This is a genomic window from uncultured Bifidobacterium sp. (genome assembly GCF_963540075.1).
Lineage (GTDB): Bacteria > Actinomycetota > Actinomycetes > Actinomycetales > Bifidobacteriaceae > Bifidobacterium.
In genome coordinates this window covers 13,125-37,533 of the sequence record NZ_CAUTOG010000010.1, presented here as the reverse complement: position 1 = coordinate 37,533, position 24,409 = coordinate 13,125, and the positions used below count along the sequence as shown (strand labels likewise).

15 protein-coding genes are annotated in these 24,409 nt (G+C 67.1%); 9 read left to right on the top strand and 6 right to left on the bottom strand.

Going from position 1 to position 24,409, the window contains the following annotated elements; translation table 11 throughout:
* The first annotated feature begins 31 nt into the window (after positions 1 to 31).
* From ftsH to RWX87_RS02550, 3 genes are read left to right on the top strand one after another with little or no spacing between them, the layout of a single operon-like run.
* Positions 32 to 2,116: an ATP-dependent zinc metalloprotease FtsH gene (gene ftsH / locus RWX87_RS02560; RefSeq protein WP_314686588.1), complete on the top strand. Its 2,085-nt coding sequence runs from the start codon at positions 32 to 34 to the stop codon at positions 2,114 to 2,116.
* Positions 2,117 to 2,122: 6 nt separating this feature from the next.
* Positions 2,123 to 3,205, top strand: a complete 1,083-nt coding sequence (locus tag RWX87_RS02555) for a hypothetical protein (protein WP_314686586.1) — start codon at positions 2,123 to 2,125, stop codon at positions 3,203 to 3,205.
* The gene (locus tag RWX87_RS02550) at positions 3,202 to 3,732 is read left to right on the top strand and encodes a DUF3180 domain-containing protein (protein WP_314686585.1); all 531 of its coding nucleotides are present in this window, start codon (positions 3,202 to 3,204) and stop codon (positions 3,730 to 3,732) included. The genes RWX87_RS02555 and RWX87_RS02550 overlap by 4 nt, the downstream gene beginning before the upstream one ends.
* On the opposite strand, the gene RWX87_RS02545 is transcribed toward RWX87_RS02550, so the two are convergent.
* The 3 genes from RWX87_RS02545 to RWX87_RS02535 form a co-directional block, all read right to left on the bottom strand.
* A complete protein-coding gene (locus RWX87_RS02545) occupies positions 3,729 to 4,649 on the bottom strand; it encodes an acyl-CoA thioesterase domain-containing protein (RefSeq protein WP_314686582.1) in 921 nt (306 codons plus the stop codon). The genes RWX87_RS02550 and RWX87_RS02545 overlap by 4 nt on opposite strands.
* A 218-nt stretch (positions 4,650 to 4,867) precedes the next feature.
* On the bottom strand, positions 4,868 to 6,544 hold the full coding sequence (gene ettA, locus RWX87_RS02540) for an energy-dependent translational throttle protein EttA (RefSeq protein ID WP_314686580.1): 1,677 nt from the start codon (positions 6,542 to 6,544) through the stop codon (positions 4,868 to 4,870).
* Positions 6,545 to 6,661: 117 nt separating this feature from the next.
* Positions 6,662 to 7,192 (bottom strand): glutathione peroxidase, encoded by a 531-nt coding sequence (locus RWX87_RS02535; protein WP_314686578.1) that lies wholly within the window; start codon positions 7,190 to 7,192, stop codon positions 6,662 to 6,664.
* Positions 7,193 to 7,553: 361 nt separating this feature from the next.
* Between RWX87_RS02535 and RWX87_RS02530 the strand changes: the two genes are divergently transcribed.
* A complete protein-coding gene (locus RWX87_RS02530) occupies positions 7,554 to 8,447 on the top strand; it encodes a sulfite exporter TauE/SafE family protein (protein ID WP_314686576.1) in 894 nt (297 codons plus the stop codon).
* Between the two features lie 262 nt (positions 8,448 to 8,709).
* Entirely contained in the window at positions 8,710 to 10,773 is a 2,064-nt protein-coding gene (locus RWX87_RS02525) for a DEAD/DEAH box helicase (RefSeq protein WP_399552275.1), read from the top strand.
* Here RWX87_RS02525 and msrB read toward each other — a convergent pair.
* A complete protein-coding gene (gene msrB, locus RWX87_RS02520) occupies positions 10,734 to 11,753 on the bottom strand; it encodes a peptide-methionine (R)-S-oxide reductase MsrB (RefSeq protein ID WP_314686573.1) in 1,020 nt (339 codons plus the stop codon). The genes RWX87_RS02525 and msrB overlap by 40 nt on opposite strands.
* A 348-nt stretch (positions 11,754 to 12,101) precedes the next feature.
* Between msrB and RWX87_RS02515 the strand changes: the two genes are divergently transcribed.
* From RWX87_RS02515 to RWX87_RS02505, 3 genes are all read left to right on the top strand, one after another.
* The gene (locus RWX87_RS02515; RefSeq protein ID WP_314686570.1) at positions 12,102 to 16,040 is read left to right on the top strand and encodes an SNF2-related protein; all 3,939 of its coding nucleotides are present in this window, start codon (positions 12,102 to 12,104) and stop codon (positions 16,038 to 16,040) included.
* 480 nt (positions 16,041 to 16,520) lie between these two features.
* Positions 16,521 to 17,435, top strand: a complete 915-nt coding sequence (locus tag RWX87_RS02510; RefSeq protein WP_314686591.1) for a serine hydrolase — start codon at positions 16,521 to 16,523, stop codon at positions 17,433 to 17,435.
* Positions 17,436 to 17,717: 282 nt separating this feature from the next.
* Positions 17,718 to 19,091, top strand: a complete 1,374-nt coding sequence (locus tag RWX87_RS02505) for an amidohydrolase family protein (protein WP_314686567.1) — start codon at positions 17,718 to 17,720, stop codon at positions 19,089 to 19,091.
* A gap of 804 nt (positions 19,092 to 19,895) precedes the next feature.
* Here RWX87_RS02505 and RWX87_RS02500 read toward each other — a convergent pair.
* Positions 19,896 to 21,278: an aminotransferase class III-fold pyridoxal phosphate-dependent enzyme gene (locus RWX87_RS02500; protein ID WP_314686564.1), complete on the bottom strand. Its 1,383-nt coding sequence runs from the start codon at positions 21,276 to 21,278 to the stop codon at positions 19,896 to 19,898.
* Between the two features lie 189 nt (positions 21,279 to 21,467).
* Positions 21,468 to 23,156, bottom strand: a complete 1,689-nt coding sequence (locus RWX87_RS02495; RefSeq protein WP_314686562.1) for a phosphotransferase — start codon at positions 23,154 to 23,156, stop codon at positions 21,468 to 21,470.
* Positions 23,157 to 23,487: 331 nt separating this feature from the next.
* Between RWX87_RS02495 and RWX87_RS02490 the strand changes: the two genes are divergently transcribed.
* Positions 23,488 to 24,363, top strand: a complete 876-nt coding sequence (locus RWX87_RS02490; protein WP_314686560.1) for a transcriptional regulator, SarA/Rot family — start codon at positions 23,488 to 23,490, stop codon at positions 24,361 to 24,363.
* Positions 24,364 to 24,409: the final 46 nt, after the last annotated feature.

Below are 24,409 nucleotides of genomic sequence, written 5' to 3'. Positions count from 1 at the left end.
TCAGACCGGCCGTCTACCAAGGAGCACACGCATGACCTATCCGCAGTCACCCCGGGGGCCCCAGCAGGGCGACGGGAACGGCAACCGGCCCTCGAACGGCAACCCGTTCACCAACCCCTTCCGATCCGGTAGCGACGGAGGCGCGGGAGAGGATGGGAAGAAGCCCTTCTGGCAGTCCCCGTGGCTGTGGGTCGTCGTGCTGGTCCTGATGTCGCTGACGGCGTTCCAGCTGTTCTCGGGCACCGGGACTCAGACCATCGACACCAAGGACGGCCTGAGCCTGCTCGACGGCAACACCGTCACCTACGCCGAGATCATCGACAACAAGCAGCTCGTCAAGCTCACCCTGAGCGAGAACTTCACGAAAACCGATTCGAGCACCGGCAAAAGCCGCGACTACGGCCGCAGCGTGCAGTTCTACTACACCTTCGCCCAGGGTGAGTCGATCGTCAAGGCGGTCGAAAGTGCCGACCCGTCCAACGGGTGGACCTCCAGCATGCAGCAGACGAGCATCTGGAGCTATCTGATCACCTCCATCCTGCCCTTCATCATCATCTTCGTCCTCTTCTGGTTCCTGCTCAGCCGCATGGGCGGCGCGAACGGGATGCTCGGCCTGGGCGGCAAGAAGAACGGCAAGCTGCTCGAGGGGAAGACGCCGAGCACGAAGTTCTCGGACGTCGCCGGCGAGCAGTCGGCCGTCGAGGAGGTCGAGGAGATCAAGGACTTCCTCAAGGATCCGTCGAAGTACAAGGCCCTCGGGGCGCGGATCCCGAGGGGCGTTCTGCTGTACGGCCCTCCCGGAACAGGCAAGACGCTGCTTGCGCGCGCCATCGCCGGGGAGGCCGGGGTCCCGTTCTATGCCATGGCGGGTTCCGACTTCGTCGAGATGTTCGTCGGCCTGGGTGCCTCCCGCGTCCGTGAGCTGTTCGAAGAGGCCAAGAAGCACGCCCCGGCCATCATCTTCATCGACGAGATCGACGCCGTGGGCCGCAAGCGCGGCTCCGGCATGGGCGGTGGCCATGACGAGCGCGAGCAGACCCTCAACCAGCTGCTCGTCGAGATGGACGGGTTCGACAACGACACCAATCTCATCATCATCGCGGCGACCAACCGTCCCGACGTGCTCGACCCCGCCCTGCTCCGACCCGGCCGTTTCGACCGCCAGGTGGGCGTCGAGGCCCCCGATCTCGAAGGGCGCGAGGCCATCCTCAAGGTGCATGCGAAGGGCAAGCCCTTCGTCCCGGACGTGGATCTGCATATGGTCGCCGTGCGCACTCCCGGCTTCACCGGCGCGGATCTGGCGAACGTCCTCAACGAGGCGGCCCTGCTGTGCGCACGGTCCGGCGCGCAGCTCATCGACAACCGCGCCATCGACGAGGCCATCGACCGGGTCCAGGCGGGCCCTCGACGCCAGTCCAAGGGCATGGCCCTCAACGAGCTGCGGAACACCGCCTACCACGAGGGAGGGCATGCGCTCGTCGCCGCCGCCCTGCGGAACACGGATCCGGTGACGAAGGTGACGATTCTGCCCCGCGGTCGCGCCCTGGGATACACGGCCGTCATGCCGACGACGGACCGCTACTCGCAGTCACGCAACCAGCTGCTCGACCAGATGGCCTATGCGATGGGCGGCCGCACGGCGGAGGAGATCGTGTTCCACGATCCCACCACCGGCGCCTCCAACGACATCGAGAAGGCCACGGCCATCGCCCGGAAGATGGTCGTCGAGTTCGGCTTCTCCTCGAGGCTCGGCGCCATCAAATGGGCGTCGGACGACGACCAGACGACCGTCATGGACGGTCTGCAGCCGCGCAGGTATTCGGACGAGACCGCACGGGCCATCGACGACGAAGTGCTTCGTCTCATCGAGAACGCCCACACGGAGGCGTGGCGGATCATCACCGAGAACAGGGACGTGCTTGACGAGCTCGTCCGGCAGCTGCTCGTCAGGGAGACCCTGAATGAGAAGGAGCTCGGCGCGATCTTCGCCGACCTTCACAAGGCGCCCGAACGTCCTCTGTGGCTGTCGAACGACCAGCGTCCCGTCTCGGACCGTCCACCCGTGGAGATCCCCGAATCCCTCAGGCGCTCCGCCGGGCTTCCCGCGAAGGAGTAGCAGTCCATGACCGGTCATGATCTCTCGTCCGCTGGCGGAATCAGGCCGGTTTTCGTCACCGCTCGTCTTGAACTCACCGTGGCGGTCCCGGACGGGTCGTCTCCCGAGGAGATCACCCGTCTTGTCCGTGGCATGAGGGCCCGCGTGGTGCTTTCCCATGCCGATGCCGGGCTGCGGGCGGCTCTTGACGGCCGTCGGCCCGATGACCTCCATGTCTCCGTGCGGCCGGTGGCGGCCCCCGATGACGCGCGTGCGCCTTTGCCTGCCGAAGGCGCCGTCCGTGATTCCCGCACCACATCCGATGGCACGGCATCCCCTGGTGCGACGTCCCCGCCGGTCGAGCCCGATGCGTCGCCTGAGCTGGACTTCTCCTCCATCGACTTCTCCGAGGAGGAGGGGATTCCCCGTCTCCGCACCGGTTCCGGCGCCGTGGACATGCGCTTCCCCGAATCCTCGGACTTCTCGACGTCCCATGGCGTCCGTGCCCCGGATTCCGCGTCGGCCGTCGGCACCGGCCGAGGATCCGCCGAGGGGCCGGCCGCCCCGGATGACGTCTTTGCACCCGCCCTCGACGGGTCGGCCCGACGTGCGGTCATCGCCCTGACGAGCGGATCGACCGATGCCGAGGGGATGTTCCGTACCGCGGTGGTCTCCATCGACGCCATCCCCGGCAATGAGGTGGAGGGCATCTCCCCGCTGTACCATGTCTCGGAGCTCGACGGTCCCGACGGCATGGCCGCCGTTGTCCGGACGACGACGCATCTCGATGCGGCCGGCCTCGCCGCGGCCATCGAATCCATAGCCGGGGGGCGGGAGAGGGATCTGGACCTTCGACTCATCGACATCGAGAATCCGGACCCGGCCGAGCGCGACGTCCTGGCACCGGAGGAGACGCGTCGCAGCGCCGCGGTGCTTGCGCCGTGGCTGGACATGGACCCCGAGGCCCGTCTCGGGGCTGATCCGGTCTCCTACCTTCTCGCTTTGGCGTCGGACGCCGATCGTGTCGGCATGCTCTCCGACGACTGGATCATCGGCAGGCCGGAGGGGATCTCCGACGGAGGGTCGCCGGGGACGGCCGGGCTCGGATGAAGGCGAGGCGAACCCCCTGGTGGTATTACGCCGTCGCTCTCTGCCTGGGGATCCTGGCGGGTATGGGCCTGGTCCTCTTCGATGACCGCACCGGGATGTCATTGATCGGGGCGCCGTGGATCGTGCCCGTCGTCCTCGGCGCCCTGGGGGTGACGGTTCTCGTCCTCGCTCTCCAGGTGCACCAGTACGCCACCACGGATCCCGCGAAGCGGCCCACGCGCATCGACCCGACGAAGGCGATGATGACGCTGGTGCTGTCCAAGGCGCTGGGAATCGCCGGTGCCGCCCTGGGTGGCTGGTACGGAGGCCAGCTTCTCATGGCCATCCGCCATGCGGAGGCCGCGTACTACGGCGATGCCGTGGTCCAGTGCGCCGTGGCGGCGGGCATCTGCCTCGTCGACATGGCCATCGGGATCCTCGGCGAATGGCTGTGCCGTCTTCCGCCGAACGACGGCCCCGAAGGCGCTCGCGCCCGGGGACGGAATCCGCGCGAAATCCCTCAGGCGGCCACTCGCGACGCCTCCTAGGCGGCCTGCGTCCCGGGCACGCGAATCATGGCCTCCTGAGCCATGGCGGCCACGAGGGTTCCGTCCCGCGTGTACACCTTGGCGATGCCGAGGCCGCGTCCGTGGGCCGCCGTGGGGGTGTCCTGGACGTAAAGATGCCAGTCGTTGATGTCCACGTCGCGGTACCACCACATGGAATGGTCGAGAGAGGCGAAGCTGATGCCGGGCGTGGCGATGCTCAGCCCGGCGCGGCGGAGCACGGGCTCCATCATCACCTGGTCGCATTCGAGGGCGAGTATGGCCCGATGAATCACCTGCGGGACGTCCGCCTCGCCGTCGGCACGCATCCACACCATCTGACGGCCGGAGTCGTGGTCGGCGCTCTCCCTGTCGGCTCCCAGCATGATGGTCGGCGAGACGTGGCGGATGTCGAAAGGCGATCGCTGGGCGTAGTAGTCCGCAAAGGCCGATTTGCCGGCATACGGCTCCATGAGCTTCTTCGCGCTGGTCAGCGTCTCCGGGTCGGGTACGTCCTCGGGCATGGCGTCGGCGAACTCGACCCCGCTCTGGCCCGTCATCTGGAAGCTGGCGATGGCGGTGAGGATGGGACCCTGGGACTGGGTGACGTTGACGCGACGGGCCGAGAAGGATCTGCCGTCACGCAGCGTCTCCACGTCGAAGAGCAGGTCCTGGCGTATGTCGCCCGGAGCGATGAAATATCCGTGGATGGAATGGGGGAGTCTGTCGGCATCGACGGTTTTCGAGGCCGCGACGATGGACTGGGCGATGACCTGGCCTCCATACACGCGACCCGTCGGGAAGTACAGGCTCTCCCCGTTGATGTACGTGTGGCTGCGGTACTGCGAGGGCTGCCCGAGCCGCAGCACCTTCGTGAGATGCTCCAGAGGAGTGCCGGTCGTCTCGCCTGTCGTCGTCATCCGTGACCTCGTTTCCTTGGCGTTCCCCCGGACCTTGTGGCCCCGTCCCGCCCTGATGGCTCGCAGTGTATCGAGCACAGGTAAAGGGGGCCTTGGGATTGTGTAACGAACGTCTTTCCCAGATGAAGGGAATGTTATCTCTGACATTAACCGGTAAAACCGTCGTTTCCCGTAGGTAACGGCCGCAGGATACCGGGTCCTGCGGCCGGGAGCCGGCCCTAGCGGGTGAGCTTGCGGTGCAGGCGGTGAGGGCGCGCGGCCTCCTCCCCGAGTCGGGACACCTTGTTCTCCTGGTAGGCCTGGAAGTTGCCCTCGAACCAGTACCAGTGCGCGGGATCCTCATCCGTGCCCTCCCAGGCGAGGATATGCGTGGCGATGCGGTCGAGGAACCAGCGGTCATGGGAGATGACCACGGCGCAGCCCGGGAACTCCAACAGGGCGTTCTCCAGGGATTCCAGGGTTTCGACGTCCAGATCGTTCGTCGGTTCGTCGAGCAGCAGGAGGTTGCCGCCCTGCTTGAGGGTGAGCGCGAGATTGAGGCGGTTGCGCTCGCCGCCGGAGAGCACGCCCGTGAGCTTCTGCTGGTCGGAGCCCTTGAACCCGAAGCTGGCCACGTAGGCGCGGGTAGGCACCTCCACCCCGCCGACCTCGATGAAGTCCTGTCCGCCCGAGACGGCCTCCCACAGGTTCTTCGTGGGGTCGAGGCCCTCGCGGTTCTGATCGACGTAGGAGATCTTCACGGTGTCCCCGATGACGAGCTCGCCGTCCGTGAGGGGCTCGAGACCGACGATCGTCTTGAACAGCGTGGACTTGCCCACCCCGTTGGGGCCGATGATGCCGACGATGCCGTTGCGCGGCAGGGTGAAGGAGAGGTCGTCGATGAGCACCCGGTCCGCGAAGGCCTTGCGGATGTGCCTCGCCTCGAGGATCTGGGAGCCCAGCCGCGGCCCCGGCGGGATCTGGATCTCCGAGAAGTCCAGCTTCTTCGAATTCCGCGCCTCCTGCTCCATCTGGTCGTATCGCTCGAGACGGGCCTTGTTCTTGGCCTGTCGGGCCTTCGGGGAGCTGCGCACCCAGTCGAGTTCGTTCTTCAGACGCTTGGCGAGCCTGACGTCCTTGGCGCCCTGGATCTCCATGCGCTTGGCCTTGGTGTCGAGATAGGTCGAGTAGTTGCCCTTGTAGGGATAGAGGTGGCCTCGGTCGACCTCGCAGATCCATTCGGCGACGTTGTCCATGAAGTAGCGGTCGTGGGTGACGGCGATGACCGCTCCCTTGTACTGATGCAGGAACTGCTCGAGCCACAGGATGGATTCGGCGTCCAGATGGTTGGTGGGCTCGTCGAGAAGCAGCAGGTCGGGTGCTTCGAGCAGGAGCCGGCACAGCGCGACGCGGCGACGCTCGCCCCCGGAGCATACCGAGACGGGGGTGTCCGGGTCAGGGCATTGAAGGGCGTCCATGGCCTGCTCCAGCTGGGAATCGATGTCCCAGCCGTTGGCCGCGTCGATCTCGGTCTGCAGGCGTCCCATCTCGTCCATCAGGGCGTCGTAGTCGGCCTCGGGGTCGGCCATCTCCTCGCCGATCCTGTTGAAGCGCTCGACCTTGGCGGCGACAGGGCCGAAGGCCTCGCGGATGTTCTCGCCGACGGTTTTCTCCTCGTCGAGCGGGGGCTCCTGCTGGAGGATGCCGACGGTGTACCCGGGCGTGAGGGAGGCTTCGCCATTGGAGACGGTGTCGAGTCCCGCCATGATGCGCAGCAGCGTCGACTTGCCCATGCCGTTGGGTCCCACGACGCCGATCTTCGCGCCGGGCAGGAAGCTCAGCGTCACGTCGTCGAGGATCACGCGGTCGCCAAAGGCCTTGCGCGCCTTGATCATTTGGAAGATGAATTCAGCCACAGTCTGGTCCGTCCTTCGGAGTGCGGTCGGTCACGTAACTCGACCATTATTCCGCATCCGCCCTACAGAAGCCCGGGGGAGGGGATCGGGGTCCCTCCGCAGCGGGTCCGGGGTCCTCTACAGCAGTCCGGCGACCTTGGGGTCGATCTGCTCGGGGGTGACGCGCGAGGCGAAGCGCTCGACGACATGGCCCTGACGGTCGACGAGGAACTTCGTGAAGTTCCAGCGGATGCGGCCCTCGGCGCCCGGCTGCTTCTTGAGCCAGACGTACAGGGGGTCGGCCTCCTTGCCATTGACCTTGATCTTGGAGAACTGCGGGAAGCTCGCGTCGTACCTGAGGACGCAGAAGGAGTGGATCTCCTCGTCGCTGCCGGGGGCCTGCCCCGCGAACTGGTTGCAGGGGAAATCGAGGATCTCGAAGCCGCGGTCGCGATACTTCTCGTACAGCGCCTCGAGCCCCTCGTACTGAGGCGTGAAGCCGCATCCGGTGGCGGTGTTCACGATGAGCAGAACCTTGCCCCTCCAGTCCGACAGGGGACGGCGTTCGCCGTCCTGGCCGAGGACGGTGAATCCGTACGCATCCGTCGGTTCGGTGGCTGTTGCGGCCGATATGGAGGTCGTCGCCGTCGTATTCGTCTCGTCGCTCATGGGAGTCCTTTCTCCGGTGATGCCCAGTGATGCCTGTGGAATCCGGACGAACCGTCGTCCACCGCCCAGCCTACGGCGGGCCGCCTGAGGATGGCGGAATTCAGCCTTCCGGGTATGGAGGCGAGGCTTCGCCGTCGTTCCGGGAACGGGTGAGGAAACTCCGGTTGCCGAGCGAAGGGCGCGGCATCGAAGAGGTCGCGGACGATCGGCGGTGACGGTCGCCGGCGGTGACATGAACCGGGTGTATTCTGCCGGCGGCGGAAGAACCACGCGCGGATGTCGGTGGCCGTGACGCCGACGAGTGTCCGGAAGCCCTACGGGCCGACGTCGTCGGCCTGCCGCAAGGAAGGGATGGCGCCCGGTGGTCGGACTGTCGGTGATTACTCTCCTGCTCGTGTTTCTCGCCGGCATCGGCGCCGGTTTCGTGGGGTATGCGGTGGGAGCCTCCTCGCTGGTGTCATATCCGGCCATGCTCGCCCTCGGCGTCCCTCCGGTCATCGCCAACGCCACGAACACGGTCGGGGTCATCGGCACGGGGGTGGGTGGCGTGCTTGGCGCGCGACAAGAGCTGCGGGGGCAGCGCACCAGGGCTGTCGTCTATGTGCTTGTGGGGTGCGTCGGAGGGGTGTTCGGATCTCTTCTGCTGCTGGGGCTCGATCCCAGGGTCTTTGAATACGCCGTGCCTCCGCTGATTCTCCTCAGCGCTCTGGCCATCGCCCTCAACCCGCGCGGGCGCAGCCAGACACGACAGGCCGTGGCCCAGGTCGTTGCGCAGGCCCAGGGGCTCGATCGTCACACGGGTGCCGCGAACCGCGTGGATTCCACCGATGCCGGGAAGGTTTCCGCGCCGGCCGGGGACGCGAACGAGCCCGCCGTCACCGAGCCGATAGGGAAGGACCCGTGGTGGGTGTGGCCCGCCGTCGCCGGCGTGGCCGTGTACAGCGGGTACTTCGGCGCGGGTGCGGGGACGGTCGCGATCGCGGCGCTGGACGCCGCCCGCATCGGACCGTTCCATCAGATCAACGCGCTGAAGACCATCATCGGCGCCGGCGCCAACGTCACCGCCTCCGTCGTGTTCGTCATGCGCGGCGTCGTGGACTGGCCCGCCGCCGTCATGATGGCCGTCGGCTGCTTCATCGGCAGCTATATCGCGCCGCCCATCACCCGGCATGTGCCGGCGCGGACCATGCGGATTCTCGCGGTCGCAGCCGGTGTCCTCCTCGCGGTGGATCTGGCGGTCCGCACCTACTGGTGACGTGTCGGTGACGTCGCCGATGCCGGTGCCGTCCTGGCCCGGCGTCACGTCCGGGTTCCGGCGGGTGCGGATGTTTCTTGCCGTGTCTCGCGCATGTCGGTCCAGGGAGCTGATATACTAGCGAGGTTCGGGCAGCGTTATCGCGCCCGACAGAGAGCCACCGAAAATGACGTGGCCGTTCACGCTCCCGCGGAGATGCATCTGATTGCCGGGATCGTGTTCCCGAATCCGTGGTGAAAGGCAATTCGTGCCGAATTCCGTTATGGGGTCCTCCCCGTCGTCATATCCATCCTCTTCCTCCGACCTTTCCGAGACGCCCTCGTCGGTGTCCGCGGACGAGTCGGTGGAGACGTCCTCGAACGCCGGAGCCATGCGCTTCTCCGACCTCGGCGTGCCGGGCGAGCTCGTGCGCGTCCTCGCCGACGACGGCAAGGTCTCCGCGTTCCCCATCCAGCAGGACACGCTTCCCGACTCCTTGGCCGGCCGCGACGTCCTGGGCCGTGGACGTACCGGCTCCGGGAAGACCCTTGCCTTCGCCATCCCGCTGGTGGCGCGTCTCGCCGGTGAGGATGACGGCGCCTCCGCCATGCGCGAGGCCCGTCGTCTGCATGAGCGCGGCGAAGGGCGTTCCCGTTCGCTGCCGCATCCGCGCGGACTCGTGCTCGAGCCCACGCGCGAGCTGGCCAACCAGGTCGATGAGGTCATCCGTTCGCTCGCACGCGCCTATGGCATGGAGACCGCCACCGTGTACGGCGGCGTGAACCAGAACGGCCAGGTCCGGGCTCTGCGGGGAGGCGCCGACATCGTCGTCGCATGCCCCGGGCGGCTCGAGGACCTTCTGCGGCAGCGGCTGCTGTCCCTGGAGTCCGTGGAGATCACCGTGCTCGACGAAGCCGATGAGATGGCGGACATGGGCTTCCTGCCCGCCGTCGAAAGGCTGCTCGAGCAGGTGGAATCCGACGGCCAGCACATGATGTTCTCGGCGACGCTCGACCATGGCGTCGACAGACTCGTGAAGCGCTTCCTGACGGACGCCAAGGTGCATGCCGTGGACTCCGCCGAGTCCCCGGTGGACACCATGACCCACCATGTGTTCCTCGTCACGCAGGGCAACCGGCATGAGGTCATCCGCGAGCTGGCGTCCGGCAAGGGGCGTCGCATCCTCTTCACCCGCACCAAGTTCCAGGCGAAGAACATGGCACGCAAGCTCATCCAGGCGGGGATCCCGGCCGTGGATCTGCAGGGCAATCTGTCGCAGAACCAGCGCGACCGTCATCTGGCGGCCTTCGAGGATGGGCGCGTGAACGTGCTCGTCGCCACCGACGTCGCGGCGCGTGGCCTCGACGTGAGCGACGTCGAGCTCGTCGTGCAGACCGAGCCACCGGCCGACCCCAAGTCCTTCCTGCATCGCTCGGGGCGTACGGCGAGGGCCGGGGAATCCGGGGACGTCGTGACCCTGGTGCTTCCCGAGCAGCGTCGTGACGCCCGACAGCTGCTGCGACGTGCGGGGATTCAGGTCAAACCGGTCGCGGTCACCCCTCAGTCCGAGGAGCTGACCGAGCTGGTGGGCGAGCATGCTCCCGTCGTCGAAGGATGGGATCTGGAGTCCTCCGTGCCGGCGGGTCGCGGGCGTCGCGGCGGTTCGGACCATGACGGCCGCCGATCCGTCGGACGCCGTGACCGCCCGCGTCGGGATCGCGCCCACGGTGGGCGTTCGGATCGTTTCCGCAGGGACGACGGCCACGGCTATGGCCGTCGTGACGGAGGCTACGCCGGTGAAGGCCACGGCGAGACGTCGTCGCAGGAGGGACGTGACGACCGTTCTCGTGACGACCGTCGCCATGACGGCCGCGGTGATGCCCGCCGGGCCGACCGTGGCAATGACCGGGCCTATGGCAACCGCGCCCACGAGGGACGTTCCCGGGAGGGTGGATTCCGCGGTCGGGGTTCCGACGGCGGATACCGTGGAGGCCGCAACGACCATGATGGTGGCGACGAGGGCGGGAGGAACCGCTTCGGTTCCGATGACTCCCGTGGGGGGTTCCGCGGCGGTAGCCAGGGGCGGGACGGTCACTACGGCCGTCGTTCCGGCTCGGATCATGACTCCCGTGACGCCGGATCCGAGTGGTCGGACAGGCGCTCGCATACCGGCAGGCGTGATGCGGGATGGCACAACGAAGGTTCGGACCACGGCGGGCATGCCGACGAGGGACGTGGATCCCACGGCTCGTCATCCCACAAGGGGTTCAGGTCCTCCCGCTCCGGCTCGTCGTCCCGCTCGGGCGGCTACCGCTCGGATTCGCGCCGCTTCAGCAGAGGCAGATAGTCCGCGTAGCCCTCGGCCTCCATGCGATCCTCGGGAACGAAACGCAGCGAGGCCGAGTTCATGCAGTAGCGCAGCCCTCCGCGGTCCCGGGGCCCATCGTCGAAGACATGGCCCAGATGGATGCGTGATTCGGCCGCGCGCACCTCTGTCCGGGGCATCCCGGGCAGAGAGCGGTCCTGTCGCTCGGTGAGCGCCTCCGGGCTGATGGGGCGGGAGAAGGCCGGCCATCCGCATCCGGAGTCGAATTTGTCCGTCGACAGGAACAACGGCGTGCCGCTCACCGCGTCGACGTAGACCCCCGAGCGAAATTCGGCGTCGTAGTCGTTGTCGAAGGGGGGTTCGGTGGCCGCCAGCTGAGTGACGGCGAAGCGACGTGGATCGAGCCTCCAGGCCTGCTCCACCCACTTCTGCCGCTTCGCCACGTCGGCGATGGCGCCCAGGGGGATATGGCAGTACCCTCCCGGATTCTTCTCCAGATAGTCCTGGTGATACCCCTCCGCCGGAGAGAAGTTCCGCAGGCGCTCCACCGCCACGGCGGGATGTCTGCCGGCCAGCTTCTCCAAGCGGCCCAGAGCCTGGTCGAACACGTCCTTCTGGACGTCGTCGACGAAGAACAGGGCGCTGCGGTACTGCCGACCGACGTCGTTGCCCTGCCTGTCGACGCTGAAGGGGTCGATGGCCTCGAGCATCAGCAGGACGATCGTGTGCAGGGACACCCGTGAGGCGTCGAAGTCGACGCGAACCGTCTCCGCCGCGTCGGTGGCTCCTGAGCACACCTGTTCGTAGGAGGGATGGGGGACGGTCGACTGGGCGTAGCCCACCGTGGTGGACGTGACCCCCTCGATGCCGCGCAGATAGGCCTCGATCCCCCAGAAGCATCCTCCGGCCAGGAACGCCGACTGGGTGCCGGCGGCATCGGCCGCCTCGGTTCCGGCGCCGATTCCGCGAGCCTGCGGCCCGTTATCCGTTTTCTCGATCATGGGGCCAGTATGCGCCACGGCCAGAGGCTTGGGAAGAGGCTTCGCCCCGGGAGGAGCGACATGGCGGCCGATGCCGCCGGTGACCCAAGCCGGTATCGTGGAGACGAACGGGAGGATGATGCGTCGATGGGTGATTCGCGGTCGCTTCCCGGTTTCGGTGGGCGGGGTTTCGGCGGGCACGGCTTCGGGGATGAGCCCCGGGACGTCGGGAACGACCGTGGCTTTTTCGAGGGGGATCCTGATGACGGCGTCGTGTACGGGCGTCCTCCTCGCGCCGTGATGGGTGACGTTCGGGCGGATCCGGCTTCCGGTCGGGGACCGGCCCCGGATTCCACCGTTCGCGCGGTCGTGTCCGAGGCGATTCTGCGCCGTGAGGGCGGGCCGGCCTATCTGCGCAGCATCGAGGTGCTGGTCACCCATCGTCTGCGCAATCTTTCCCGGCGCTACGACGCCGACGGCATCCTGGTTCTGGAGGCCACCGTTCGCGTCGCCGACGGCTTCGCCGCCGACTATCGCGTCCGGGCGGACATCGATGAGAACGCCGGCGTCGTCACCGACCATCACTGCACATGTCCCGCCGCCGCCCGGGGACGCGGGATGTGCAAGCATGCCATCGCCCTCGTGCGCGAATACAACGACTCGCCCAGGGGGTTCGCCTTCACGGGTGGGCGTCCTGCCTCAGCCGGCTCCGGCACCTCGGTCTCCCTGCGTGGTCTGCTGCGTGCGGAGACCCAGCGTCGCAGCCGCGAGCAGGAGGACAGGCGGCGTGAGCTGCTGCGGGTCATAGGGTCGGGGGACGGTCCGTCGCCGGATGATGGGTGGACGTCCTCCCCGGTTCGCGTCGGTTCGCGTCGGTTCGCGTCTCCGCCGGCGGTTTCAGCGTCCTCCGGGGGCGCGGCGTCCGGGTCCTCGGAGGACTTCCGCGTGCAGGGAGGAGTGCGTCTGCGCCCCCGCATCGGCTCCACGGTCGGCGGATGGGTGCTTCGTCTACGAGTCGAGGCGTCGAACGGGGCGTCCTACGTGGTACGGGACGTGGCCGATCTTCTGTATGCGATGCGCATGCGCCGCCGCGTCGAGTACGGCCGTCGTCTGGCCTTCGTGCATGAGCCGCGCATGTTCGACGAACGGTCGCGCGGGGTTCTGGCGCTGCTGCAGCGCGGGGAGGCCATCCGACGCGGACTGACGGCGGGATACGCGGCCTCGGCATGGCACGGGGGCCGCGGAGGAGTGGCGCTGTCGGACGAGGAGACCTGCGAGCTGCTCGACCTGTTCGTCGGCTCGGACGTCCCCGTCGACTACGAACCCGCGAACATCGGACCCTCCGGCGTCGTCGCCGTGCCGGTTCTCGACGGCGACCCTGATATGGGGCTGTCCATCGTCCCTGACGACGCGTCCTCGCCGGATGTCGCGTCATCGTCCGTGACGTCCGGGGCCGGCGTGGGCGGACTGGCCGGGAAGGGTCTGCGGATCCGGCATCAACGCTGCATCGAGGAGGTCATCTCCGGGACGGATCGCTCCTTCGTCCTCATGCGCGACGCCGGCTATCTGCCAAGCACGGCCGACTGGCACGCGCGCATCTGCCGATGCTCGCAGCGCTTCATCGAGCGTCGCGCCCTGGTGGACGCCCTCTGTCCCCCGGAGGACGCGGGGGACATGACCGTGGCCGCCGACGACGTGCCCGCCTTCGCAAGGGCCATCCTTCCTTCGCTGGCCCCCCGGCGTGGCGACGAGGCGGGCGTGCGTTCTGAACGGTCGGCGGAAGCCGGGTCGCCCGGTTCGTCAGGGCCATCCCGGGGGCCGGAATCGTCCTCCGATCGGGATGCGGACGCGCCGGTGCTCGTCGTGGACGCCCCCGAGGTCCTTTTCGGGCTGCGTCAGGAGACCTGTCGCATCGAGTTCTATCTCGACAGGGATCGCCGGGGCGTGTCCTGCGACCTCAGGGCCCGCTATGGTGACCGCCGCTTCGAGGTGTTCGACGGGCCGCATCCGGATGACGGCGTCGTGCGCGACGAGTCCGCCGAGCGGCTCGCCGTCCAGGCGGTGCTGCGCTACTTCCCCCGCCCCGAGGGTCCGGTGGCGCGCATCCCTGAGGACGACGACGAAGCCATCCATGAGCTGGTGTCCCGGGGAGTGTCGGTTCTCCGGCAGGTCGGTGAGGTGTTCTGCACCTCCGCCTTCGACGGGCTCACGCCCCGACGGCATCCGAAGATCCGCCTGGGACTGTCCGTCGCATCGGGGCTTGTCGAGATCTCGCCCATCGCCGACGACGTGGATCCCGAGGACGTTCCCGGCATCCTGAAGGCGATCCGCGAGCGGCGACGCTATCACCGGCTCCGCGACGGCTCCTTCGTCGCGCTCGCCGACGTCGACGCCTCCTCCCTGGACAAGGCCTCCGCGGACCTTGACCTGCCGCTGCGCGATTTCGAAGCCGGTCCCGTCGATGTCCCGCTGTTCCAGGGCTTCTATCTTGATTCGCAGGCCGAGAAGCGTGATGAAAGCGAGGAGTTCCGCGCGGTCATCGGCGCCCTGAAGGACATCGATCCCGCGACGTATGCGGTTCCCAAGACCTTCTCCGGCGTGCTGCGTCCCTATCAGGCCGAGGGGTTTCGCTGGCTCAACGCCTTGTGGGACAAAGGGTTCGGCGGTGTTCTGGCGGACGAGATGGGGCTGGGCAAAACCGTGCAGCTGCTCGCCCTGCTGGAGGGCCGACGTGACGAGGCCCGGACGATCGGACCCAGCCTCGTCGTCTGTCCCGCCTCCCTCGTCTACAACTGGACGGCCGAGGCCGTACGCTTCGCCCCCGATCTTCGCGTCGCCGCCGTGGCCGGAAGCAAGGTCGAACGTCGGGCGCTGCTGGAGAACCCCGAGGCGAACGACCTGCTCGTCACCTCCTACGATCTGCTCCGCCGGGACGTCGATGACTACAGGGGAATCCCCTTCGCCAGCATGACGCTGGACGAGGCCCAGGCGGTGAAGAACCGCGCGACGAAGGCGGCGCGTGCCGTACGGGCCGTGGATGCGCGACACCGCTTCGCCCTGACCGGAACGCCCATCGAGAACCGCCTCGCCGAGCTCTGGAGCCTGTTCGACGTTCTCGACCCCGGCATGCTGGGCTCGTATGCGCATTTCCGGGAGCGTTTCGACCGTCCGGTGCTTGCCGGCGACGAGGACGCGCAGCGGCGTCTGCAGTCCCTGGTCGGGCCGTTCATTCTCCGACGCCGCAAATCCCAGGTCCTTGACGATCTGCCCGATAAAACGGACACCGTCATCACCGTGCAGCTCGAGGGTGCACAGCGCCGGCTGTACGCCGCGCTCGAACAGAGGCTGCGGACCACCATCCTCCATGACAGGCAGGCCCTGTCGGCCACCGGGAGAATCCGCGTGCTCGCCCAGCTCACGCGGCTGCGCCAGGTGTGCTGCGACCCCCGGCTCGTCGTCGAGGAGGGGTCGATGGAAGCCGTTCGGCGGCCCGTGGGACGGGGGGAAGACGCATCGGGCGCCCTCGCCGGCGAGCAGATGCCGTCGGCGGCGGCCGTGGACCCGGCCTATGGAGATCTCGCATATGCGGGTCGCGAGGGTGCGCATGGGGTGCCCAAGGATGGAGCCGCCGCGGATGGATCCCGTGTCGGCGGGTCATTCGTGCGGATGGGGGGCGATTCCCCAGAGAACCGGACGGAGTCCGCCCCGTCAGCGGAGCCCGCCATCTCAGGCAGGGGTGCCCTGTCGCAGGAGGCCCCAGGCCGTTCCGTCCGGCGTCGCTCGGTCTCCGTCAAGCTCGACGCCATCGACGACCTCGTCTCCTCCTGTCGGGACGAGGATCGCAAGATGCTCATATTCTCGCAGTTCACCAGCTTCCTCGATCTCATCGCCGAACGGCTTCGCGACCAGGGCATCGCCTACGACGTCATCACCGGGTCCACCCCGAAGCGTCGTCGCGTCGAGCTCGTCGACTCCTTCAACGCCGACGACACTCCCGTCTTTCTCATCTCTCTCAAGGCGGGCAACACCGGTCTCAATCTCACCGGTGCCAGCGTCGTGGTCCATGCGGATCCCTGGTGGAACGCCGCCGCCCAGGAGCAGGCCGACGACCGTGCGCATCGGATCGGTCAGAGGCATGTCGTTGACGTGTACCGCATCGTCGCCCGGGACACCATCGAGGAGCGCATCATCCGTCTCCAGCAGGCGAAATCCGACCTCGCCTCGCGCTTCGTGGACCAGGCCTCCTCCGATTCGGCCTCGCCGCTGTCCTCCCTGACGCGCGAGAACCTCCTCGAGCTGTTGGGATAGGTCGGGCCGGGAGGATCGTCCCTGCGGTCCGGGAGGCTCGCGCGCTCGTTGGACGTCATCGCTGACTGCACGTCATGTGCGGGCTGCATCGTCATGTGCGAAAGCGGCGAGGACGCGAATGTGGTGCATTCACAGTGGCGCGAGGCGAGCGTGGCGGGACGCAAACGTGGTGTCCGTGCATGACGCCGTGACGTCCGACTGGCGGAATGGCACCGCGGCGTCGTCCCCGGCGAATTCCCAGACATTCTTCAGTGCCCACCCACGCAGGTCACTGCCGACCCTGCGCGTTCCTCCAGTGCGCCCGACCATTCGGTCGTTATCCTACCGAAAGCCGGGGCGGGTGGACGCCCGTTTCGGATGCGGAAGGAGATGGGGTCGGTGGGAGGAAACCGTCGTTCGCAGTCGGGGTACCGGCCTCGGCACGGACGCATCCGGTTGGACGGCCAGCGCCGATATCGCCGCCGACGCCTGATAAGCGTGATGTCGGCCCTCCTCGTGGTTCTCATCGTCATCGCCGCCGGCATCAGATCCTGCGGATCGGACGATGCATCCTCCTCGACGTCCGGATCTGCGCGAGGTCTTCTGACATCGGTTCTGTCACGGCTAACGAACGCGAAGTCAGGTTCCTCCGTGTCCTCGTCGTCCTCGACCTCCGGGTTCGGCGACGCCGACGACCCCACGGCGAGAACCGTTTCCGCCATACCGGCCTCCGCCGCCGCGACGACGAACCTCACCAGCAGGCTCACGACCTCCCTTGACTCCATCTTCTCCGGCGCGACCTACGCCGTCGACGTCATCGACATGTCCACCGGCGGCACCGTGGTGGGCATCGATACGGACACCATCTACACGTCCGCCAGCACGTACAAGCTGTACGTCGCGTATTCGATGATCTCCGCCGTGGAAAGCGGCGAGAAGACCTGGGAGTCGGAGCTTGACGGCCAGACTCTCCAGTCGTGCTTCGCGACGATGATCGTCAACTCCGACAATGACTGCCCTGTCGCCTGGCTCAAGCAGCAGGGCTTCAGCGCGGTCAACACCGAGGTGCACGACGCCGGCTTTGCCGACACCACCATCGAGGACTACAACATGCGCACGGACGCGGCCGACCTCGCCGACTATCTGACGCGGCTGTACCAGGGCAGCTTCATGGACGCCGATTCGCGGGCCATGCTCATCAAATACATGAAGACCCAGGTGTATCGCTCCGGAATCCCCACGGGAATCGGGTCGAACGGGACGGTGGCGGACAAGGTCGGTTTCCTCGACGACCTTCTGCACGACGCCTCCATCATCTACACGACGAAGGGGGACTATGTGATGGTCATCCTGACGAACGGCTCCTCATGGGCGTCCATAGCCGAGGCCGCGTCGACGATCTACGCGGCGCTGTAGAGCCCGGGTCCAGGCTCCTCACCTGTGCGCGCTCACCTGTGCTCCCTCATTTGCGCAAGTCCTGGCCGGCCGCAGGTCGATCATCGAAGAGGCCAGGCATCTCCGGCGCAAGCCGTGGCCGTCCGCGCTCCCTCAGCGTTCCGGCCACGGTTCCGTCCCCTGATCTTCCGGTACGGCGATTCTTCCGCACGGTAATCTTCGAGCAGGAGGGCGGCGATACAGTGGTCCCCGTCCCTGACGCGGCTCGGCTTCCTGCGTCGGAGGGCGGAGGGGAGAATCGCCATGACCATGGTCATCCGCGGGGACGTCGTCTTCACGCAGAAGCCCGGCTGCTTCACCGCTCTCGAGGACGGCTGCGTCGTCGTCGGCGACGACGGGCGGGTGATGGAGGTGACGCGCTCGCTGCCCGACCTCACCCTTCACGGCCCTTCCGTCCTCGACACAGGCATCGAGACGCCCGCAGCCCCGCACTCGGAGCCAAGTCCGCACTGGAAGCCTGAGCCGCATGTCGTCGACCGCCGCGGCTGCCTCGTCATCCCCTCCTTCGTGGACCTGCACGTTCACGCCGCGCAGTATCCGATGTCCGGTCTGGGCCTCGACGCGGAGCTTCTGCAGTGGCTGCGGAACACCACGTTCCCGACGGAGTCGCGCTTCGCCGACCCCGAGGTGGCCGAGACCTGGTATCGCCGCTTCGTGCGCCGCATGTGGCGGGTGGGGACGCTGCGCTTCAGCGCGTTCGCCACGCTGCACGAGGACTCGACGCTGATGCTTATGAGGCTGTGCCAGGAGGCGGGCCTGCGGCCCGTCATCGGCAAGGTGAACATGGATCGCAACTCCCCCGAGGATCTCTCCGAAGGCACCTCGGACAGTCTCGACGCTACGAGGCGCATCATCAAGATGTCCCGCATCGAGACGCCGGACGTCGGCTACGTCGTCACTCCGCGCTTCGTGCCGGCCACCACCACGAGGCTTATGGAGGGTCTGGGGGAGATCGTGCGCGAGTTCGGGCTTCCCGTGCAGTCCCATCTCGATGAGAACCGCTCCGAGGTGGATTGGGTGCACAGGCTTCACCCCGACATCCCCACCTACGCGGAGGTGTACGACCGTTTCGGTCTCATGCCCGAGGGCCGTACCATCATGGCCCACTGCATCTGGCTGACGGACTCCGAGCGCGAGCTGCTGCGTGGGCGCAGGGTATGGGCGGCGCACTGCCCGCAGTCGAACCTCAACCTCACCAGCGGTCTTATACCCGTGCGGCGCGATCTCGACGCAGGGCTGGGGGTGTGCATCGCCAGCGATGTGGCCGCCGGACACGACCCGTCCATGCCGCGGCAGATCGTCGCGGCCATCGAGACGTCCAAGGCCAAGACCTTCGAGGCCGGGCACGAGAAGGACCGACCGCTGACGCTTTCCGAGGCCTTCTACATGGCGACCAAGCGGCCCGGGGAGTTCTTCGGGGCGATCGGGCGGGGCCGGGTGGGCTCCTTCGAGCCGGGATACGACTTCGACGCGCTCGTCATCCGTGAGGAGGGCGACAATCCGCTGGACCTGTCGCCGGAGGGTCGACTGGCGCGCTTCATCTACGACGGCGATGACCGCGACATCCTCGAGCGTTGGGTGGCGGGCCGGAGGGTTTCGGAGCCCTTCGCGCGGTAGGGGTGCCGCGAATCGTTGGTATTCGTTCCGGGGTTTACTCCGGGGTCCTTCGCCAAATGAGGGGACTGTCTTTTCTCTGATACTGGTGCAGCTCGATGCCGGTGTGGTTCAGATAAGGGTCGCTTTCATGGGCATTGATGTCGTTCATTGGGCAGATGGAATAAGTGCTGGGCGGCCTCTCCGGGAGACCTGAATCCGGCGTCGCGACAAACGTTGGAATTTCGCGGTTTCTTCAGACCGACAATGAGCGAAATGAGGTGTTGACGGCGTTGATCTGCCCAAGGACCGAGGGTGCCTTGGCAGGGGGCCATCTCGGGCCTGGAAGGAGCGCTTTGGGTCGGCGTGGAGCGTGCCACCACGTTCGGAGCGTCCTGCTTCGTTGGTTGTGGTCATCCGGCGCCGTGATGGAGGGGTCTGAGCCACTTCCGACCCTTCCGAGACCGGGATTCACATGATTCATCCACGGGGGATTGAGGATTCCACGGTTCTTGGCCGGTTTCGTCTGGAAGATTTCACGTCATGAGCGCATGTTGCCGTGGTCGGCGTTCGTTGGGCAGGCAGCTCGTGAAAGGCCCTCTCTGTCAAGGTTAAGCTTGGCTCAGAACGGCTCTATTCCGCCATTGTGGGAATTCCGACATTGGTGGTCCCAGGGAAGGGGCGCCCAGAATACAAGCAAACTGCCCAAAGTCCGCTTGAAGCTGCCCAACCAGCCGGGGTGGAGGGCAGCACGGGAGCAAGGGGGACGGGCAGGGGGCGGCTGCGGACCAATGGCCCATGAGAACCCTGTACTTTGTGGACCGTGTCTCAGTCCTCGGCGCCCACCATGGCGGCGGCCTCGGGAAGGGCGGCGTCGAGGGCGTCGAGGACGCGGTTCGCCATGCCCGCGTCCATGAGCAGACCCGCCTTGAACTGGAGGGTCCTCAGGTCGAAGTTCGCGCGCATGGCCCACACGCCGTGGCGGTACAGCGCCGCCATAAGGGCCGTGGATCCCTGCGGATGCGCGGTGACGAGTCCCATGATGACCCCGCGCTGGCGGACCTCCGACAGGAAGCGGTGGCGCGCCTGGATGTCGGCGAGGCGGCGGGTGAACAGGTCGGTGAGGCGCCGGACGTTCTCGCGCGTGGAGTCGCGGGTGGTGATCTGGAGCACCTTCGTGCCCACGTAGCAGCCGAGCTCCGAGCTGCTGAACGACGTGGTCTGCGCGAAGCCGTCGTCCTTGAGCCACTGGCCGGCGCGCTCGTTCATGATGACGGCGCTCATCGGGTAGTAGCCGCCGGACAGCCCCTTGCCGGTGACGATCATGTCGGGTTCGCCGCCGTAGCCGACGGAGCACCACATGGTGCCGCTGCGCATGAGTCCGGTCTGCACCTCGTCGGCGACGTACAGCGCGCCGTACTGGTGCGCGAGCTCGGTGACGGCCCTGAAGTAGCCCTCCCGGGGGATCGGGAATCCGGCGGTCGCGGGCAGGCTTTCGAGCAGCACGCAGGCGGTGTCGCGGCGGCGCAGCACGTCCTCGAGCTGGTTCAGGTCGTCGTAGTCGACCTGGCTGAAGTCGTCGGGGTCGGGGGTGGAGCCGAAGAATGCGGCGAAGTCCTGCGGACCTGCCTGCATGGCGAATCCTGTGGCTCCGTGGAAGCAGCCGTGGACGGTGACGACCCGCCGCCGCCCGGTGGCGTGGCGCGCGAACTTGATGGCGGAGTCGATGGATTCGCCGCCGCCCGTGTTGACGTTGACGTAGCGCATGGAGTCGGGGGAGGCGTCGAGCAGCGCGCGGACGAAGTCCATCTTCACCTGCGAGGGGAAGTAGTGGTTGCCGGCGTCGTAGTGTTCGGAGCCGTCGACGAGTGCCTGGCGCACCTCGGGGTTGCAGTGGCCGAGGTTGAAGACGCCGCCGTTGATATGCATGTTGATGATGGTGCGGCCGGAGGCGAGGTCCTCGAACTCGTAGCCGTGGCGTGGCCCGAGGACGATCTCGAGGCCGTAGTGCCGCAGGAGGTCGACCCGGTAGGGGTTCCATTCCTCGCGGGCCTCGTCGTAGATGCGGTGGACGATCTGCTCGCGGTCGGTGGGGGTGCCTGCGGGGGTGTCTGCGGGGAAGGGGGTGTCTGCCGCTGACTCGGTGGTGGTGCTTTCGTCGGTGGTGGTCGTCGCGGTCGTTCCGATTGTGTTCGATGTCGTGTCGGTCATGTCGTGCTCCTGTTCTTGGGAAGTGTTCATTGGAGTGGTTGGTTGTTGTGGGAGGCCGCCCGTCTCACTGCCTCGTGTGCCTTGTGTGGCCCGTGGTTCCTATGATCCGCTGTTCGTGGCTTCCCGGATCGCGGTCCGTAGCCTCCCGCGTTGCTGTCGGCGCCGGATGGCATGCACGCCGGGAGGGGATCATCGTCCGGACATGTCGAATTCCTTGGTCTCGGGCTCCGGGATTCCGGTGTCTGGGTTCTCGGGGTCCGGATGTGCCATCCCGTTCGATCCCGCCATTCCATCCCCGGTCGTTTCCGCCGGCGCCGGCGTTGGCAGCGGAAGGTTGCGGAAGCGCCGTACGTACTTGCGGGCGAGGACCGCCGTGCCCTTGCCGACGAAGGCGACGAGCTCGGGGCTGATGGACACGCCCTCGTTGGCGCCCGGGTCGGCGTTGCCGCGGTGGTAGAGCAGCGATTCGAACAGTCCGATGCGTCGCAGCATGATGAAGGTCGGGATCTCGCGCTCCTCCTGCGGGTCGAGCGGCCACGCCTCCCGGTACCCCTCGAGCACGGCCGCGAGCACGGCGGGCAGGTCGGGCCGATGCTCCATGAACCCCACGATTCCGGCGATGTCCGTCATGTACCATCCCATGCCGCAGTCGTCGAAGTCGAGCACGGCGACGTCCCCATGGTCGTCCAGAAGGTTCGCGGGGCGCAGGTCGCTATGGATGAGGCCGTATCGGGCGGGGGATGTGCCGTAGGCGTCGAGTCGGCGTCGCATGATCGCCCGGCAGGCCTCGATGGCCTCGATGTCATGGCGGGTGAGCGAGCTGTCGGCGTCCCAGTAGTGGCAGCCGTAGTAGTTGTTCCAGTCCTCGCCGAAGGTGGCTGTCCAGTCCCAGACGATGCGTTGCGAGATCTCCTGCCGGTGCACCGGCGTCCAGACGACGGAGTTGCGCCGCAGCTTGGCCGCGATGATGCCGATCGTTCGATACAGTCGCCGGTCGGCCTCGGGAAGCGTGTCGATGCGGGTTCCGGAGTCGACTCCCGCGTGGGCTCCGGTGTGGGTCTGGATCGTGCGGCTCTGGTCCTTCTTCTCCGCCCTTTCGGGCGCTTCCGTCGGCGCGAGGGTGAATGCGCCTCGCGTTCCGAGCGCGTCATAGAGCATCGCCGCGGCGCGCGTGGCGGGGATGGTCAGCGCGTCGGGGATGCGGGTCAGGTGGCTGAGAATCCCGCCCATGCTTTCCGTGTCGTCCTGCGAGTCGCGGGGAGGCGTGCCTGTGACGAAGCCGAAGCAGACGACGTTGCGCGTGGCGGCGATGTCCGGGCAGTCGACGGACTGCACGCAGTCGCCGTTCCGTCCGGGGAGCGGCTCGGCGAGTCGCAGATCCGTGCCGCGTTTCAGCTCACGGATCCAGGCGAGTTCGACCTCGATCGAGTCGCGTTCCGCGTAGTCGAGACGGTGCACGCGCATGACGATGCGTCGGCGGGATGCGGCTCGGACGTCGGTGGTGCTGGTGATGCTGGTGGTGTCGCGCGAAACGGGGGTGCCGGAGGAGTCGGGGGTACCGGTGCCGTCGGGAGTCGGGAGGATCGGGGTCGAACCGCCGGTTTGCCCGCCGTCCGTTTTTCGGCTGGCTTCGGTCCTCTCGTCCGCACCGGTGCCCGCTTGCCCGGCGTCAGACCGTTCCGTGCCGGCTCGTCCGATGCCGGTCTCTCCGATGTCCACCCGGAAGGTGGCGTTCTCCGTGAGGTTGAGCAGATGCAGGTGGCAGTCGTCGGGATTGAGGCCCCACAGTGGCAGCGCCCGTCGCGCGACGTCCACGAAATGCGTCTCCTGCTCGGCTAGGGACAGGTCGTTGAACCTCTGCTGCGCCGATGAGACCATGCTTGCGCTCCTTCCGCTCGCAATTCGGGCCGCAGTCCCAATCGCGATTCCGGCCACACGTTCCCGTTCCGTTGTGGATCCGTGGCCTTCCGGCCCATATCCCGTCAGGATTCGTGGGCGGTTTCCGCTCATCTGCGTTCGCACATCCCCATGAACCGGGAATTCGATTGCGTACAATCGATTACATCGACTATATCCGTAAGGCGCTGCTGTAAAACGCGTGCGATGTGAACACGGTGTTACGCTCAGTGCTCACGAAGCGAGCGGGAGTCCGACACGGAAGCCCGCAGATGCGAGGGATGACGGATCGAATGGGAGACGGGGGAGGCCGATGACGGGGGCGACGGGCAGGAATTCGCAGGGACGACGGAGCCGCCATGACGCCAACGAAGCCGCCGAAGTCGGCGACACCGGCAACGACGATTCCGGGGTAGCCGGGATGCGCTCGCGGGGCCGGGATGCGCGCCGGGTCGCCGTCCGGGACGAATGGACCCCCGTGGATGACGTCCGTCGGTTGCCTCGGGCCATGTACATCTGCGCCAAGGAGGTCGTCAAGGCCTACACCCCGTTGCTTGAGCCCCTGGATCTGACCTATACGCAGTACCTCACCATGCTGGCGCTGTGGGATGCGTTTGACAGGGCCGTTGACGCTGCGTCGGCGGCGTCGAACCGGGCCGGTGCGACTTCTGGGCCGGACGCCGCGGACGCTATGGGCGGCGAGGGGGCTGCGGAATCCGGACGGTCCGGGCTGTCCTGCCCGTTCTCCGGTGATTCCGCTGATGACGCCACTGGCGAGTCCTCTGCGGAACCAGATGCGGAATCTTCCTCGGAGTGCTCTGAGAAGCCCTCCGTGCAGACCCCCGCGAAGCCCTCCTCGGAACCGTCCGCTGAACCTTTCTCGGAGCCCGCCCTGCTCGCGGGGTCGGCGATGACGCTCCGGCAGCTTGGCGATGTCCTGTACCTGGACTCGGGGACTCTGACGCCGCTGCTGAGGAAGCTTGAGTCCAAGGGGTTCGTCAGCCGCACGCGTTCGACGACCGATGCGCGGACTCTTGACGTGTCCCTGACGGAAGCGGGCCTGCGGCTCCGATCGCGGACGGTGGGGTTCTCCGCCGAGATTCTCGGGTTCGTCGGACTGACCGAGTCGGAGGCGCGTTCGCTGTTCCTCCTGCTGCGCAAGGTGCTCGCGAATCTGTCCCGCCGGTAGAGGGGACGGGCGGACGCGGTGTGCGCGCTCCCGCCCCGTCACCACC